The sequence below is a fragment of the Actinoplanes auranticolor genome (genome assembly GCF_018332655.1).
Lineage (GTDB): Bacteria > Actinomycetota > Actinomycetes > Mycobacteriales > Micromonosporaceae > Actinoplanes > Actinoplanes auranticolor.
This window is the reverse complement of the sequence record NZ_BOQL01000043.1, coordinates 1-13808: the sequence shown is the minus strand read 5'-3', so window position 1 is coordinate 13808 and position 13808 is coordinate 1. Positions and strand designations below refer to the sequence as shown.

Here is a 13808-nt window from a genome sequence, read left to right as displayed (position 1 = left end):
ACGGCGGTGTGGGCGAAACTACGTGTGGCAATGCAGACACCGTTCGTTGCGGGTGTCGGCGGGTTCGCGTCGTTACCGTGAGGGGCGTGGCGCTTTCCCTGGCGGTTTCACCCTGTCCCAACGACACGTTCGTCTTTCACGCCCTCGTGCACGGTCTAATCCCCGGTGCCGAGCCGGTGGAGTTGACCTTCGCCGACGTGGACGTCACGAACACCGCGGCCGAGCGCGGCGCGTACGACCTGGTCAAGGTCAGTTTCGCGGCGCTGCCGTGGCTGCTCGACGACTACGATCTGCTGCCCTGCGGCGGTGCGCTGGGCCGGGGTTGTGGCCCGCTGGTGCTGACCCGCGACGCCGGTCGGTTCGCGGACGGTGACCTGTCCGGCGCGACGGTGGCCGTGCCCGGCGACCGCACCACGGCGTACCTGTTGTTCCGCCTCTGGTCGAAGGAGCACCCGCCCGCCCGCATCGAGGTCGTCCCGTTCCACCAGATCATGCCCGGGGTCGCCGAGGGCCGGTTCGACGCCGGCCTGGTCATCCACGAGGCCCGCTTCACCTACCCGCGGCACGGGCTGACCGCGCTGGTCGACCTGGGTGAGTGGTGGGAGGGTGACACCGGCCTGCCGATCCCGCTGGGCGCGATCCTGGCCCGCAAGGGCGCCGTCGACCCGGCCGAGGCCGCGGAATGGATCCGCAAGTCGGTCAGCATGGCCTGGGCCAACCCCGACGCGAGCCGCGACTTCGTGCTGAGCAACGCGCAGGAGATGGAGCCGGACGTGGTACGGCAGCACATCGGCCTCTACGTCAACGAATTCACGCTCGATCTCGGTGAGGAAGGCTTCGCGGCGGCCGACGCCCTACTGGGGCGCGGGGCAGCGGCCGGCATCACTCCGGCGGTCAAGCCGCTGGCCGGCTGACCGACGGGCCCGGGGCCTTTCCGGGCCAAGGGCTTCCATGCCAACAGGAAGCAAAAAACCGGGCCCGGCACCCCCGCCCCACCAACGCAATCCTCGCGCCGTCGAGCGGAAGCCCCGGGCCCGGCAAAGATCTCACCGCCCCGCGAAACCCTTAGATCTCCAGCTCGCGAGCCACCGCATGCACCAGCTGCGCGATCTTTTCAGCCGTCCGCTTGTCCGGGTACTTACCCCGCCGCAGGTCAGGCTGGATCTTCGCCTCGATCACCTTGATCATGTCTTCGACCATGCCGTGCAGCTCGTCGGCGGGCCGCCGGCGCAGCTGGGCCATCGACGGTGGCGCGTCCAGCACCTTGACGCCCATCGCCTGCGCGCCCTTGCGGCTGTCCACCACACCGAATTCCAGTCGCTGACCCGCCTTCAGGTCCGCGGTCCCGGTGGGCAGAGCGCCCTTGGGCAGGAACACGTCCCCGCCCTCGTCACTGGTGACGAACCCGAAACCCTTCGCCGCGTCGTACCACTTCACTCGACCCGTGGGCACCGCTGACCTCAACTTCACTCATTGGACTCGATTGCTCACGGCAAGGTTATCCAGCCCCTGAGCCGGGCCCAACCGTTATCTTTCGCAGCAGCGCCGGAAAGGCGGTCAAGTCGGACAGCACGTACGCCGCGCCGGCCTCCCTGAGCTGCTCCGCGCTGCATGGTCCCGTCGCCACCCCGATGCCCGGAACTCCGGCCGTCCGGGCCGCCACCATGTCCCCGACGTGGTCACCCACGTACCACTGGACGCCGTGGGCCGTCAGCGCCGCCGCCTTGCCCTCGGCGAACAGGTCGCCGGCCAGCTCGTCGGCCTTCAGGCCCAGGTGCTCCAGGTGCAGGGCCGCGAGCCGGCCCAGCTTGGACGTGACAACCACCACACGAAAACCCTGATCGCGTACGGCGGCCAGCGCCCCGACGGCTCCCGGGGTCGGGACCGTCGGCGTGATCGCATAGTCCGGATACAGGGCCCGGTACGTGGTGACCGCCTGCTCGACCTCCGCGGGCGGGAACCACTCGCTCAGCTCCGTACGCAGCGGCGGGCCCAGCCGGCTGACGGCCAGGTCGGCGTCGACCCACACGCCGGTCTGCGCCGTCAGCGCCCGGTAGGCCTCACGGATCCCCGGCCGGGAGTCGATCAGGGTCATGTCCAGGTCGAACCCGACCGCGGGGATCACGGCGTGGTGGTGGGGGTGTACGTCAGCTGGTCCACCGGCAGCGGGAACTCCTGGTCGTCACCGAAGGGCGACGGCGCGGCCGGCCGGTCGGCGATCAGCTCGGAGACGGGCAGGTGCCCCTCCTTGATGGAGGACTCCCGGCCCGGCTTCTGGGTGGCGTGGCCCTCCGCGACCGACGTGCCCGGCATCTTGTTGTCTGCCCCCACAGTTACTCCCCTTGGTATCTCGCCGGGGTCCGGCCAAGCCCCGGACCCTTCACCATGCTCCCACGGCGGCTAGCGTTGAGAACGATGGCCACCGCATTCGCCGACCAGCTCCGGTCGCTCACCGATGACGCCCTGGGCGCGCTGCTCCAGCTGCGCCCGGATCTCGTCGTGCCCGTGCCGTCCGACGTCTCCGCGCTGGCCGTCCGCGCCCAGTCCCGGGGTTCGGTGGCCCGCTGCCTCGACGCGCTGGACGAGTTCACCCTCGCCGTGCTCGACGCCGCGCGGCTCAGCCGGGCCGAGGAGACCGCCCTGACCTCGGTTGCCGCCGTCGTCGAGCTGGCCGCGGCCACGGTCGCCCCCCAGGACGTACGGGTGGCGATCGACCGGCTCCGCGCCCGGTTCCTGTTGCACGGCCCCGAGGACGCGCTGCAGATCGTCGGTGCGGTCGATGAGGTCACTTCGCCGTACCCGGCCGGTCTGGGCCGTCCCGCCGATTATCTGGATCCGCAGGCCGCGGCCCTGTGCGCGGACCGCGCAAAGCTGCGCCGGGCCGTGCTCGCGGCGCCGCCGGGCGCACGGGCCGTGCTCGACCGGCTCGCGGCCGGGCCGCCGGTCGGCGCGCTGAGCTCCGGCGGCACGGTCGCCGAGCCGGTGCAGTGGCTGATCGACCAGCACATCCTCGTGCCGGTCTCGGAGGCCGGCCGGGCACCCCGCGCCGACGGTGAGCTGGTCGAGCTGCCGCGGGAGGTGGGGCTGCTGCTGCGCCGCGACTCGGGGCCGCTGGGCCCGCTGCGACCGCTGCCGCCGACCCCCGAGGGCCCGGTCCGGGAATCGAAGTCGGTGGATTCCGCCGGCGCCGGGCAGGCCATGGAGGCTGTCCGGCACGTCGAGACCCTGCTGGAGGCGCTGTCGGCCGAGCCGGCCGCCGTGCTCAAGACCGGCGGGCTGGGCGTCCGCGACCTCAAGCGGCTGGCCCGCTCCGCGAATCTGGACGAGCCCTCGGCCGCGTTGCTGATCGAGGTGGCGTACGCGGCGGGCCTGCTCGGCGAGGCCGACGCGGCCGGCACCGGCCGGGGCGTCACCGCCAGCCGGGCGTCCGGGCTGGTGGACGAGATCTTCCTGCCCACCGGCGGTTACGACCTGTGGCGGGCGCTGAGCATCGCGCAGCGCTGGGAGGCGCTGGCCAACTCGTGGCTGGCGATGACCCGCCAGCCCGGCCTGATCGGGCAGCGCGACGACCGGGACCGGCCGATCAACCCGCTGGCTCCGGACGCCGAGCGGGCGGGCGCCCCGCAGGCCCGCAAGGAGGCGCTGGCCGCCCTGGCCGCGCTCGGGCCGGGCACCGCGCCGAGGGCCGACGAGGTGCTCGAGCTGCTGGCCTGGCAGGCCCCGCGGCGGGCCCGGGGCCGGGAGGCGGCCCACCGCGACGCCCTGGCCGGGGCCGCGGCCCTGGGCGTGACCGGGCTGGGCGCGCTCACGTCGTACGGGCGGCTGCTGCGGAACGAGGACGTGCCGGGTGCCGATGCTGATCCGCTGGGTGCCGGACCGGGCGGTGGACGAGTGCCGGGCGCCTCCGACACCGTCCGTACGCTCGACGCTCTGCTGCCCGCGCCCGTCGATCATGTGCTGGTCCAGGCCGACCTGTCGGTGGTCGTGCCCGGGCCGCCCGAGCCGGAGCTGGCCGCGGAGCTCGACGTCGTGGCCGAACCCGAGTCCGCCGGCGGCGCGAGCGTGTACCGGGTCACCTCCGGGAGCGTGCGCCGCGCCCTGGACGTCGGCTACAGCGCCGCTGACCTGCACGCGCTCTTCCAGCGCCGGTCGCGGACCCCGGTGCCGCAGGCGCTGACCTATCTGATCGACGACTCCGCCCGCAAGCACGGTGGCCTGCGGGCCGGCTCGGCCGGTTCCTATCTGCGCAGCGACGACGAGGCCCTGATCGCCGAGGTGCTGGCGGACAAGCGGCTGGGCACGCTGGCGCTGCGCCGGCTGGCTCCCACGGTGCTGTGCAGCCCGGTGCAGATCGCCCGGCTGCTGGGAGCGCTGCGGGACGCCGGGTTCGCCCCGGTCGCCGAGGACGCCGGCGGGTCGGCCGTGCTGGCCCGGCCGAAGGTACGCCGCGCGGTGACCCGTACCCCGGTCTCGTCCCGGCTCGGTGAGCAGCCCGGGCCGCCGATCCTGGCCGGTCCGCGCCTGGCCGGGGTGGTCGAGCAGATCCGGCGCGGGGACGTCGCGACCCGCGCGGCCCGCCGCGCGCCGGTCACCGTGCGGGCCGCGAACGGCCAGCAGGTGCCCGGGCTGACCTCGGTGCAGGCGCACACGCAGGCGATGGCCGTGCTACAGCAGGCGGTACGCGACAAAGCCCGCGTCTGGGTCGGTTACGTGGACTCGCACGGCGCGACGCTGTCCCGGCTGGTGCGCCCGGTGTCCCTGAGCGCCGGCTACCTGCGCGCCGAGGACGAACGGACGGAGACGTTGCACACCTTCGCCCTGCACCGGATCACGGCCGCGGTCGTCGAGGACTGACGGCCGGGACCGCGCGCCCCCGTTGCCCTGCTCGCGCGCGACCCGCCCGCCGTCCGATGGTGCTGCTTGCTTAAACGCCCGGCTCGAGGGAAGCGTTGCACACGGGATCAACCTTCTTCGCTGGGTGGAACCGCGTGTCACACTGGAGGGTCTTCTCTCGCTCGTCGAAGGGCACCTGGTGACCGGCGGACCACTGATCGTCCAGTCCGACAAGACTCTGCTGCTGGAAGTCGACCACCCGGACGCGCAGGCGTGCCGGATGGCGATCGCCCCGTTCGCGGAGCTGGAGCGCTCCCCCGAGCACGTGCACACCTACCGGCTGACGCCGCTGGGCCTGTGGAACGCGCGTGCCGCCGGGCACGACGCGGAGAGCGTGGTCGACTCCCTGATCAAGTTCTCCCGCTACCCGGTGCCGCACGCGCTGCTGGTCGACGTGGCCGAGACCATGGACCGCTACGGCCGGTTGCAGCTGATCAACGACCCGTCGCACGGGCTGGTCCTGCGCGGGCTCGACAGGATCGTGCTGGTGGAGGTGGCCAAGAGCAAGAAGCTGGCCGGCATGCTCGGCGCGCGGCTCGACGACGAGACCATCGCGGTGCACGCCTCGGAGCGGGGCCGGCTCAAGCAGGCGCTGCTCAAGCTGGGCTGGCCGGCCGAGGACCTGGCCGGCTACGTGGACGGCGAGGCGCACGAGATCGACCTGGCGCAGGACGGCTGGACGCTGCGGTCGTACCAGCAGGAGGCGGTGGACGGCTTCTGGGCCGGTGGCTCCGGCGTGGTCGTGCTGCCCTGCGGCGCCGGCAAGACGCTGGTCGGTGCGGCGGCGATGGCCACCGCCAAGGCGACCACGCTGATCCTGGTGACCAACACGGTGGCCGGCCGGCAGTGGAAGCGTGAGCTGGTCGCCCGTACGTCGCTGACCGAGGACGAGATCGGCGAGTACAGCGGCGAGCGCAAGGAGATCCGCCCGGTCACCATCGCGACGTACCAGGTGCTCACCTCGCGGCGCGGCGGTGCGTTCACCCACCTCGACCTGTTCGGCGCTCGCGACTGGGGCCTGGTCATCTACGACGAGGTGCACCTGCTGCCGGCACCGATCTTCCGCTTCACCGCCGACCTGCAGGCCCGCCGCCGGCTGGGGCTGACCGCGACGCTGGTACGCGAGGACGGCCGCGAGGGCGACGTGTTCTCGTTGATCGGCCCGAAGCGCTACGACGCCCCGTGGAAGGACATCGAGGCGCAGGGCTGGATCGCCCCGGCCCAGTGCACCGAGGTCCGGGTCACGCTGACCGATGCCGAGCGCATGACGTACGCGGTGACCGAGGCCGAGGAGCGCTACCGGGTGGCGGCGACCGCCCGCACCAAGCTCCCGGTGGTCCGCGCGCTGGTCGAGAAGCATCCCACCGAGCAGGTGCTGGTGATCGGCGGCTACATCGACCAGCTGCACCAGCTCGGCGAATACCTCGACGCCCCGATCGTGCAGGGCTCGACGACCAACAAGGAGCGCGAGCGGCTGTTCGACGAGTTCCGGTCGGGTTCGCTGAAGACGCTGGTGATCTCCAAGGTCGGCAACTTCAGCATCGACCTGCCCGAGGCGGCCGTGGCGATCCAGGTCTCGGGCACGTTCGGCTCGCGGCAGGAGGAGGCCCAGCGCCTCGGCCGGGTGCTGCGCCCGAAGGCCGACGGCCGCCAGGCGCACTTCTACACGGTGGTGTCCCGCGACACGATCGACACGGAGTACGCCGCGCACCGCCAGCGCTTCCTGGCCGAGCAGGGCTACGCCTACACGATCGTGGACGCCGACGACGTGCTCGGCCCGCCGCTGCCGCAGGTCGACTGACCGGCCGGGTCAGTCGGCCGGTCGCACGATGGCCGGTCGCTCCGGCTCGACGGGTCGCTCCGGCTCGGCGGGCGGCTCCGGCACGGCGCGCTCCACCGTCGCGGCCGGGGCCTCGCTCACCGAGCTCTGAGTGATCAGGAAGCTCCCGGCCAGGCAACCGAGCAGCACGACGACCACCGTCGCGATCGCGACCCCGATCACCACCCGGAGTCCCGTGTTGCTCTCCGGCTCGCGCACGGGCGGCGGGGGCGCGAGGGGCGGCCCGGCGACCGGCGGGCCGGAGTAAGGGCGGTGCCCGAACGAGGGCGGGAACGGGCCGGAGTAGGCGGGCGGCGGCGAGTCCGGCGGCGGCGGGACGGCCGGCAGCGGCCGTCGCGCTGCGCTGGTCGCTCCGGCGTACGAGAGCACCGGCTCGGCCATGCCGGCCTCCTCGTACGCCGCTGCCGCGACGACCTCCGGGCTGCCCAGCCGTTCGAGCAGCTCCAGCAGCTCGCCCTCCGAGGTCACGCTCCGTTCCACGCGCTCGTTGCTGATGTGCGCCGCGATCTCCGCGAGCAGCTCGCGGCGCTGGAGCACCGGCAGGCCGGTGAGCCGCAGCTCCAGCTCGTGCAGATACTCCGCCACGGCGTCGTTGGTCTTGTCGCTCATGCCCCACCGGTCCCTACGAGACGGTCGACGGTCTGTCGAAAGGAAACCCACTCCGAGCGGAAGTGCTCGAGTGCCGACCGCCCGCTGTCGGTGAGCGCGTAGTAGCGCCGCGGCGGCCCGGACGGCGACTCGCTCCACTTGCTGTCCAGCCAACCCACCCGGCGCAAGCGGGACAGCAGCGGGTAGATCGTGCCCTCGGAGGCGGCGAGGTTCCGCTCCTCACCGAAGCGCCGGACGATCTCCGTGCCGTAGCGGTCCTCGTGCTCGACCATGGCGAGCACACAGAACTCGAGCGTCCCGCGCCGGAGGCTGGTGGAGAGTTGCGCGACGTCGGCCATGCGCCACACGGTACCTTGCCACGCAAGGTACCTCAACGAGCCGGTACGGCCGGCCCGGGTTCCAGCAGGTCAGCCAGCAGATCGCCGTGGGCGTCCACGCGCTCGAGCACCTCCGCGGCGCCGAACTGCCGGGCCGCCTCCGCACCCAGGGCCATCTCCGCGACCTCGTCCCAGGTCAGCGGCGTCGAGGCGGTCGGGCTGTCCTGGGCCCGCAACGAGTACGGCGCCACCGTCGTCTTGGCCGCGTTGTTCTGGCTCCAGTCGATGAACACCTTGCCCGGCCGGACCGCCTTGGCCATCTTGGCCGTGATCGACCCCGGCACCTGCGCGGACAGCTCCTCGGCCACCTGCTTGGCATAACCCGAGACCGTCTCGGCGTCCTGCGTTCCGGAGATCGGTACGCAGAGCTGCATGCCCTTCTTGCCCGAGGTCTTGGGGTAGGCGGTGAGGCCGTCGTCGGCGAGCCGGTCGCGCATCAGCATCGCGACGGCGCAGCACTCCTTGAGAGCGGCCGGCGCGCCCGGGTCGAGGTCCACCACCATCAGGTCGGGATCCCGGCCGATCCGCCACTGCGGGGTGTGCAGCTCCAGCGAGGCGAGATTGGCGACCCAGACCAGGGTGGCCAGCTCGTCGACGACCACGAAGTCGATGGTCTCGCGGGCCTTGGTCGAGCCGGGCACCGGCAGGGTCTCCAGCCGCACCCACGACGGGGTCCCGCCGGGGGCGTTCTTCTCGAAGAAGTGCATGCCGTCGACGCCGTTCGGAAAGCGGATCCGGGTCAACGCGCGGTCCTTCAGATGCGGCAGCAGCACCGGCGCGATCCGGGTGTAGTAGTCGATGACCTCGCCCTTGGTGAAACCGACCGCCGGATACATCACCTTGTCGAGGTTGGACACCTCGAGGTCGCGGCCCTCGATCTGCACCGCATATCGCTCTCGGGGTTTTCTCATGGGTTCTCCGCTGCGGGCCGGCTCAGCCATCGTCGTCCTCCTCGGCGCATTCGTCCGGAGACTTATCCGGGCGCAGCCGCAGGAAACGCGGGAAGCGCAGCCGGCCGTCCGGGGTCCGGTTGCCGTACCGCACCTCGGTGACCAGTTCCGGGCGCACCCAGTGCGCACCGCGGGAGTCCTCCCGGGGCACCGCGCCGGGCAGGAACGGCGAGTCGCGGGTCTCCAGCGGCGCCAGGACCGACAACAACTCCTGCTCGGCTGCGGCGCCGATGCCGCCACCGACCCGGCCACGGAACCGCAGCCGCCCGTCCGGACCGGGCACGCCCACGAGCAGGCCACCGAGTTTGCGCGCCCCGGCCCGCCAGCCACCGATCACGTAGTCCCCGGTCCGGTCGAACTTGATCTTTATCCAGTCCGGTGACCGGGCTCCCGGCAGGTACGCCGTGTCCAGCCGCTTGGCCACGACGCCCTCGAGATGGTTCTCCCGGGCCGCGGCCTCGGTGGCGGGCCCGTCGGTGAACGCCGGTGGCACCATCCAGCAGCCGTTGCCCAGGTCCAGGCTCTCCAGGTGGGCGCGCCGCTGCACGTACGGGACGTCGAGCAGGGACTGGTCGCCGTACCGGAGCAGGTCGAAGATCATGTAGGTGACCGGCAGGGTCACCGCCAGCCGGGCCGCCCGGCCGGGGTCACGGACGTGCATCCGCTCGGCCAGCGCGGTGAACGACGGCCGACCGGCCGCGTCCAGCACGACCATCTCGCCGTCCAGCAGCGAACCCGGCGGCAGCGACAGCCCGGCGACCTCGGGATAGGCCGGCGTCACCGCGGCACCGGAGCGCGCCCACAGCTGCGGCGGACCGCCGGTGAACGACGACAGGACGCGCACGCCGTCCCACTTGAACTCGTAGCTCCAGCCCGGCCCGTGCGGCATCGTGCCCGCGGTCGCGAGCATCGGCGAGAGCGGCGCAGCCGGCACCTGATCACCATAGGCACCAGCGAACACCTTACGCAGGCGTCTCACTAATGCCATTCTTGATCCGGGGACTGCTCACGGGTGGGTAGGAGAAGAAGATGCGAGCGATCTGGAAGGGCGCGGTCTCGTTCGGCCTGGTGTCGATCGCCGTGAAGCTCTTCTCCGCGACGGAGGAGAAGGACATCCGGTTCCACCAGGTGCACCGCACCGACGGCGGCCGGATCAAGTACAAGCGCACCTGCTCGATCGACGGCGAGGAGGTGACCTACGACGACATCGCCAAGGGTTACGACCTCGGCGGCGGCGAGATGGTCATCCTGACCGACGAGGACTTCGCCGACCTCCCGCTGACCACGTCGCGGGCGATCGACGTGCTGCAGTTCGTGCCGGCTGAGCAGATCGATCCGCTGCTGTTCGCCAAGGCCTACTACCTCGAGCCCGAGGGCCAGGCGGCGAAGCCGTACGTGCTGCTCAGGGACGCGCTGACCGAGTCCGACCGGGTCGCGATCGTCAAGGTCGCGCTGCGCCAGCGCGAGCAGCTGGCCACCCTGCGGGTGCACGACGACGTCCTGGTGCTCAACACCATGCTCTGGCCCGACGAGGTCCGCACGCCCGACTTCGGCTTCCTCGACGAGGACATCGAGACCCGCCCGGCCGAGCTGGCCATGGCCAGCTCGCTGATCGACTCGATGGCCGGCAGCTTCAAGGCCGACGAGTTCACCGACAACTACCGGGCCGCGCTCCAGGAGGTCATCGACGCCAAGGTCGAGGGCCGCGAGATCGTCGCGCCGGAGGAGACCGAGGAGGCTCCCGCGGCCGCCGTCGACCTGATGGCCGCGCTCAAGGCCAGCGTCGAACGCGCCAAGAAGGCCCGCGGCGAGGCCCCGGAGGAACGGGCCCGGGAGATCGGGGCCACCCCGATCGGCGCGGCCAAGTCGGCCGCCAAGAAAACCTCATCCGGTACGGCTACCAAGTCGGCAACCGCAAAGAAGGCCGCCCCGGCGAAGAAGTCGGCAGCGGCCAAGAAAACTCCAGCCGCGAAGGCGACTGCCGCGCCGTCCAAGACCACAGCCGCGAAGAAGGCTCCCGCGAAGAAGACCACGGCCACCAAGGCGGCGAAGAAGTCCGCCTGACCACGCCCTACGCTGGTCCCGTGGCATTGACGTGGGATGAGTCGTATCTGGGCCGGGTCCGCACCAGGGTCGGCGACACCGACACGATCCTGTTCGTGGGCGCGCGCGGCGTGATCTTCGACGAGCAGAACCGGCTCCTGCTGATCCAGCGTTCCGACAACCTCCGCTGGGCGATCCCGGCGGGAGCGATGGAGCTGGGCGAGAGCATGGAGCAGTGCGCGATCCGCGAGGTGTGGGAGGAGACCGGGCTGCGCGCGACCTCGCTGACACCGTTCGCCTTCCACACGTCGTACACGTACACCAACGAGTGGGGCCACACCTACCAGCAGATCCTGATGTCGTTCCGGATCCACACCTGGGAGGGCGAGCTGCAGAAGGTCACGGAGGAGTCGGTGGACGCCGGTTTCTTCCCGCTGGACGCCCTGCCCGGCGCGCCGTCGCCGATCATCGACGAGGTGCTGGCCGACCTGGCGTCCTTCGAGGCCACCGGCCGGATTGTCCTGAAGTAGGCGGACCCCGACGGGTCAGCCCGGCGGCCGCCCGGCAAGGCTGTGGCGCACAGACCTCCGTCTGTGCGCCACGAGTGCTTTCCGGGCCCGTACCGCTGGGTTATCTGGCGTGGGCGATCTCTTCCAGGATCTTGTCGCAGAAGGCCGGGATGTCGTCGGGTTTGCGGCTCGTGACCAGGCCGTCGTCGACGAAGACCGGCTCGTCGACCCAGGTCGCGCCGGCGTTGGCCAGGTCCGTGCGCAGGCTCGGCCAGCTGGTGAGGGTGCGGCCGTCCACGACGCCGGCCTCGATGAGGGTCCACGGGCCGTGGCAGATCGCCGCCACCGGCTTGCCCGCGCTGAAGAAGTCCCGCACGAAGCGCACCGCGTCCGGGTCGGTCCGCAGGAAATCGGGGTTGGCCACGCCGCCGGGCAGCACCAACGCGTCGTAGTCCGTCGCCGCCGCGTCCCTGACCTGCTTGTCCACCGGGTACGTGCCGGCCTTGTCCATGTGGTTGACGGCCTGGATCTCGCCGTCCTTGATCGAGACGAGCTCCGCCGTCCCGCCGGCCTCCTCGACCGCCTGGCGGGGTTGCGTGTACTCGACTTCCTCCACGCCGTCGGTCGCGAGGAACGCGACGCGCTTGCCGCTGATCGATGTCGCCATCGTTCGTGCCTCTCTGCGTCTCCGCTCTGTCAGAACAAGCGGTTCCCGGCCTCCGCACGGGCAAACGCGGGAGTGCGCCGGCGGTTGACCAGCTCGCCGCCGTACCAGGCGCCGAAGACGGCACCGGCCAGGGCGAGCAGCTCGATCGCGACCAGCCCGCCGCCGGCGACCCGGTCGGGAGTGCGCATCCGCACCATGAGGATGACCGCGAAGACCAGCAGAACACCCATGTTGACCAGGCCCTGCAGCACGCCGCGCCGCTTCGCTGAGGTGTCGCGGACGAACATCAGGTCGATGGCGGAGGCGGCCGCGGCCAGCACGCCGCCGATCATCCCGGCGACGAGGTTCCAGTACGCGAGCGCGCCGAGGATGTCGGGCCCGCCGAAGACGTTGCCGAGGTCGAACAGCACGGCCATCGCGAACAGGCCGAGCGGGAACATCACCAGGACCGGCTGGACGGCCTGATTGGCGATCCGGAGTCTGCTGTCCATGCGGGCTGTACCCTCCCCTACCTGCTCGTTCGCCAACGTCGACAGTTCGGCTACCCGGCGGCCGCGGCGGCGAAACGCACCGTGCCGATGGTTACATCCATCGATGAACGGCCATGTCCTACCGTTTGCCGGATCCGCCCGCGCCCCGCTCGCCGGCGGCGGAAGGGGTAGCCATGCATGGGCCGCAGGAATTCTGGTCGGCCTGGTGGCCGCGATCCACTTCTCCATCCTCGTCCTGGAGATGTTCCTGTGGCGGACAGATCGGGTGCGTGCCACGTTCGGTACCTCGGAAGAGTTCGCCGAACAGACGGCGACCATGGCGGCGAACCAGGGCCTCTACAACGGCTTCCTGGCGACCGGCCTGGTCTATGGTCTCATCTCCGACGACCTGACGTTCCAGGTATTTCTCCTGTTCTGCGTGATCGTCGCGGGGATTTACGGCGCCCTCACGGTCACCAGCCGGATCCTGTTCGTGCAGGTCATCCCGGCTGCGGCGGCCCTGCCGGCGGTCCTGCTGGCCGGCTGAGATCCTGGTCGGCTTGTACGCAATCTGCAACATGGCAGATTGAGTGGTAGCGGTCAGCGCTATAGCCATGCTGTACTGAGGGCAGGCATTGACAGGGCGGATCCGGAGGAGAACAAGAAACGGCACCCGGCGGCAACCGGGTGCCGTTGTCGCCTCCAGGGCGTCGATCAATGCGACGCGCGAGGCGGGGATGACTCTCTACGCCAATGGTGGCCCCGCACTTCCCCTCCTCGCAAGGAGTCGAGGAGAGGAGTTCGCCATGCGCATCTACTACCGTGGACCCGACGCAGTGGTGACCGACGGACATTTCGCCTGGCTCGGCGACCCCGTGAGAATGGTGCTGATCCGGGACCTGCACAACGTCCGCCGGGCCCACACCGACGCACGACGGGCCAACCCCCGGGCGTTGCAGGTGGCCTTCGGCGCGCTGATCGTGACGGCAGCCGGATGGACCACGCTCGGCACCCCGGCGGTCTACGTGTCGGCCCCGCTCTGCGCCGCCATCGCCGGCCTGTGCACAGCGGCGTACTGGCGGCTGCGGCCGCAGCGTTGGGAACTACTGGCCAACTACCGCGGCAGCGACGTGACTCTCTACGCGACCTCCGACCCGCGGGTCTTCAACCAGGTGACCCGGGCCCTGCGGCGGGCAGTCGAGGACTCCCGGCCGGCCACCGACGGATACGACCTGGTGGCTGCCGCATGACGGACAAACCATGTCACGCAGTGCTCCTAACGGGTGACAACTAACAGTTTGATCAATACCAGAGACGTGGTCATTCGTTCTCAGTACGATTTGGTCGCAACCTCGCTGTCTGCAAGATAGCCACCAGCGAGGTTGCGATCGCCTCGTCCGACGCACTCCTCGCTGATGAAGGACTCATGACTGAAGGTGATTCGCCGACA

The 13808-nt window shown here is 71.0% G+C and carries 16 protein-coding genes; 7 read left to right on the top strand and 9 right to left on the bottom strand.

The features are described 5' to 3' along the window. The first annotated feature begins 86 nt into the window (after positions 1–86). Positions 87–914 (top strand): 1,4-dihydroxy-6-naphtoate synthase, encoded by an 828-nt coding sequence (locus Aau02nite_RS26650; protein ID WP_212991317.1) that lies wholly within the window; start codon positions 87–89, stop codon positions 912–914. A gap of 151 nt (positions 915–1065) precedes the next feature. On the opposite strand, the gene Aau02nite_RS26645 is transcribed toward Aau02nite_RS26650, so the two are convergent. The 3 genes from Aau02nite_RS26645 to Aau02nite_RS26635 are packed head-to-tail and all read right to left on the bottom strand — an operon-like array spanning position 1066 to position 2331. Continuing rightward, on the bottom strand, positions 1066–1452 hold the full coding sequence (locus Aau02nite_RS26645; protein ID WP_212991316.1) for a cold-shock protein: 387 nt from the start codon (positions 1450–1452) through the stop codon (positions 1066–1068). Between the two features lie 46 nt (positions 1453–1498). After that, entirely contained in the window at positions 1499–2125 is a 627-nt protein-coding gene (locus Aau02nite_RS26640; protein WP_281421034.1) for an HAD family hydrolase, read from the bottom strand. Continuing rightward, a complete protein-coding gene (locus Aau02nite_RS26635) occupies positions 2122–2331 on the bottom strand; it encodes a hypothetical protein (protein ID WP_212991315.1) in 210 nt (69 codons plus the stop codon). The genes Aau02nite_RS26640 and Aau02nite_RS26635 overlap by 4 nt, the downstream gene beginning before the upstream one ends. 84 nt (positions 2332–2415) lie before the next feature. Between Aau02nite_RS26635 and Aau02nite_RS26630 the strand changes: the two genes are divergently transcribed. Continuing rightward, positions 2416–4854 carry a helicase-associated domain-containing protein gene (locus Aau02nite_RS26630; protein ID WP_212991314.1) on the top strand — a complete coding sequence of 813 codons (2439 nt, stop codon included), beginning with the start codon at positions 2416–2418 and terminating at the stop codon, positions 4852–4854. A 178-nt stretch (positions 4855–5032) separates the two neighbouring features. Next, positions 5033–6694 carry a DNA repair helicase XPB gene (locus tag Aau02nite_RS26625; protein WP_212991313.1) on the top strand — a complete coding sequence of 554 codons (1662 nt, stop codon included), beginning with the start codon at positions 5033–5035 and terminating at the stop codon, positions 6692–6694. Between the two features lie 9 nt (positions 6695–6703). Here Aau02nite_RS26625 and Aau02nite_RS26620 read toward each other — a convergent pair whose 3' ends face one another. From Aau02nite_RS26620 to ligD (Aau02nite_RS26605), 4 genes are read right to left on the bottom strand one after another with little or no spacing between them, the layout of a single operon-like run. Then, positions 6704–7342, bottom strand: coding sequence for an HAAS signaling domain-containing protein (locus Aau02nite_RS26620; protein WP_212991312.1), 639 nt, complete (start codon positions 7340–7342; stop codon positions 6704–6706). Next, complete coding sequence (locus tag Aau02nite_RS26615; RefSeq protein ID WP_212991311.1) at positions 7339–7680, bottom strand: PadR family transcriptional regulator; 342 nt, start codon at positions 7678–7680, stop codon at positions 7339–7341. The genes Aau02nite_RS26620 and Aau02nite_RS26615 overlap by 4 nt, the downstream gene beginning before the upstream one ends. Positions 7681–7712: 32 nt before the next feature. Beyond that, a complete protein-coding gene (gene ligD / locus Aau02nite_RS26610; RefSeq protein WP_212991310.1) occupies positions 7713–8630 on the bottom strand; it encodes a non-homologous end-joining DNA ligase in 918 nt (305 codons plus the stop codon). A gap of 22 nt (positions 8631–8652) precedes the next feature. After that, on the bottom strand, positions 8653–9603 hold the full coding sequence (gene ligD / locus Aau02nite_RS26605) for a non-homologous end-joining DNA ligase (RefSeq protein ID WP_438841175.1): 951 nt from the start codon (positions 9601–9603) through the stop codon (positions 8653–8655). Between the two features lie 95 nt (positions 9604–9698). Here ligD (Aau02nite_RS26605) and ku point away from each other — a divergent pair, with 95 nt between their 5' ends. After that, positions 9699–10733 (top strand): non-homologous end joining protein Ku, encoded by a 1035-nt coding sequence (gene ku / locus Aau02nite_RS26600; protein ID WP_212991309.1) that lies wholly within the window; start codon positions 9699–9701, stop codon positions 10731–10733. A 20-nt stretch (positions 10734–10753) separates the two neighbouring features. Next, positions 10754–11242, top strand: a complete 489-nt coding sequence (locus tag Aau02nite_RS26595) for an NUDIX domain-containing protein (RefSeq protein ID WP_212991308.1) — start codon at positions 10754–10756, stop codon at positions 11240–11242. 100 nt (positions 11243–11342) lie between these two features. Here Aau02nite_RS26595 and Aau02nite_RS26590 read toward each other — a convergent pair whose 3' ends face one another. Together Aau02nite_RS26590 and Aau02nite_RS26585 are read right to left on the bottom strand one after the other, a co-directional pair. After that, complete coding sequence (locus Aau02nite_RS26590; RefSeq protein WP_212991307.1) at positions 11343–11888, bottom strand: type 1 glutamine amidotransferase domain-containing protein; 546 nt, start codon at positions 11886–11888, stop codon at positions 11343–11345. Between the two features lie 29 nt (positions 11889–11917). Continuing rightward, entirely contained in the window at positions 11918–12379 is a 462-nt protein-coding gene (locus Aau02nite_RS26585; RefSeq protein ID WP_212991306.1) for a DUF2231 domain-containing protein, read from the bottom strand. A 103-nt stretch (positions 12380–12482) separates the two neighbouring features. Between Aau02nite_RS26585 and Aau02nite_RS26580 the strand changes: the two genes are divergently transcribed. Then, positions 12483–12905: a DUF1304 domain-containing protein gene (locus tag Aau02nite_RS26580; protein ID WP_212991305.1), complete on the top strand. Its 423-nt coding sequence runs from the start codon at positions 12483–12485 to the stop codon at positions 12903–12905. 259 nt (positions 12906–13164) lie between these two features. Then, positions 13165–13608: a DUF6232 family protein gene (locus Aau02nite_RS26575; RefSeq protein WP_212991304.1), complete on the top strand. Its 444-nt coding sequence runs from the start codon at positions 13165–13167 to the stop codon at positions 13606–13608. The last annotated feature ends 200 nt before the right edge of the window (positions 13609–13808 follow it).

Bases quoted from the DNA above. Each gene is read 5' to 3' on its own strand.
- Aau02nite_RS26575 (WP_212991304.1), top strand. From the start codon at position 13,165: ATGCGCATCTACTACCGTGGACCCGACGCAGTGGTGACCGACGGACAT.
- Aau02nite_RS26615 (WP_212991311.1), bottom strand. From the start codon at position 7,680: ATGGCCGACGTCGCGCAACTCTCCACCAGCCTCCGGCGCGGGACGCTC.
- Aau02nite_RS26580 (WP_212991305.1), top strand. From the start codon at position 12,483: ATGAACGGCCATGTCCTACCGTTTGCCGGATCCGCCCGCGCCCCGCTC.
- Aau02nite_RS26585 (WP_212991306.1), bottom strand. From the start codon at position 12,379: ATGGACAGCAGACTCCGGATCGCCAATCAGGCCGTCCAGCCGGTCCTG.
- ku (WP_212991309.1), top strand. From the start codon at position 9,699: ATGCGAGCGATCTGGAAGGGCGCGGTCTCGTTCGGCCTGGTGTCGATC.
- Aau02nite_RS26620 (WP_212991312.1), bottom strand. From the start codon at position 7,342: ATGAGCGACAAGACCAACGACGCCGTGGCGGAGTATCTGCACGAGCTG.
- Aau02nite_RS26630 (WP_212991314.1), top strand. From the start codon at position 2,416: ATGGCCACCGCATTCGCCGACCAGCTCCGGTCGCTCACCGATGACGCC.
- ligD (WP_212991310.1), bottom strand. From the start codon at position 8,630: ATGAGAAAACCCCGAGAGCGATATGCGGTGCAGATCGAGGGCCGCGAC.
- Aau02nite_RS26590 (WP_212991307.1), bottom strand. From the start codon at position 11,888: ATGGCGACATCGATCAGCGGCAAGCGCGTCGCGTTCCTCGCGACCGAC.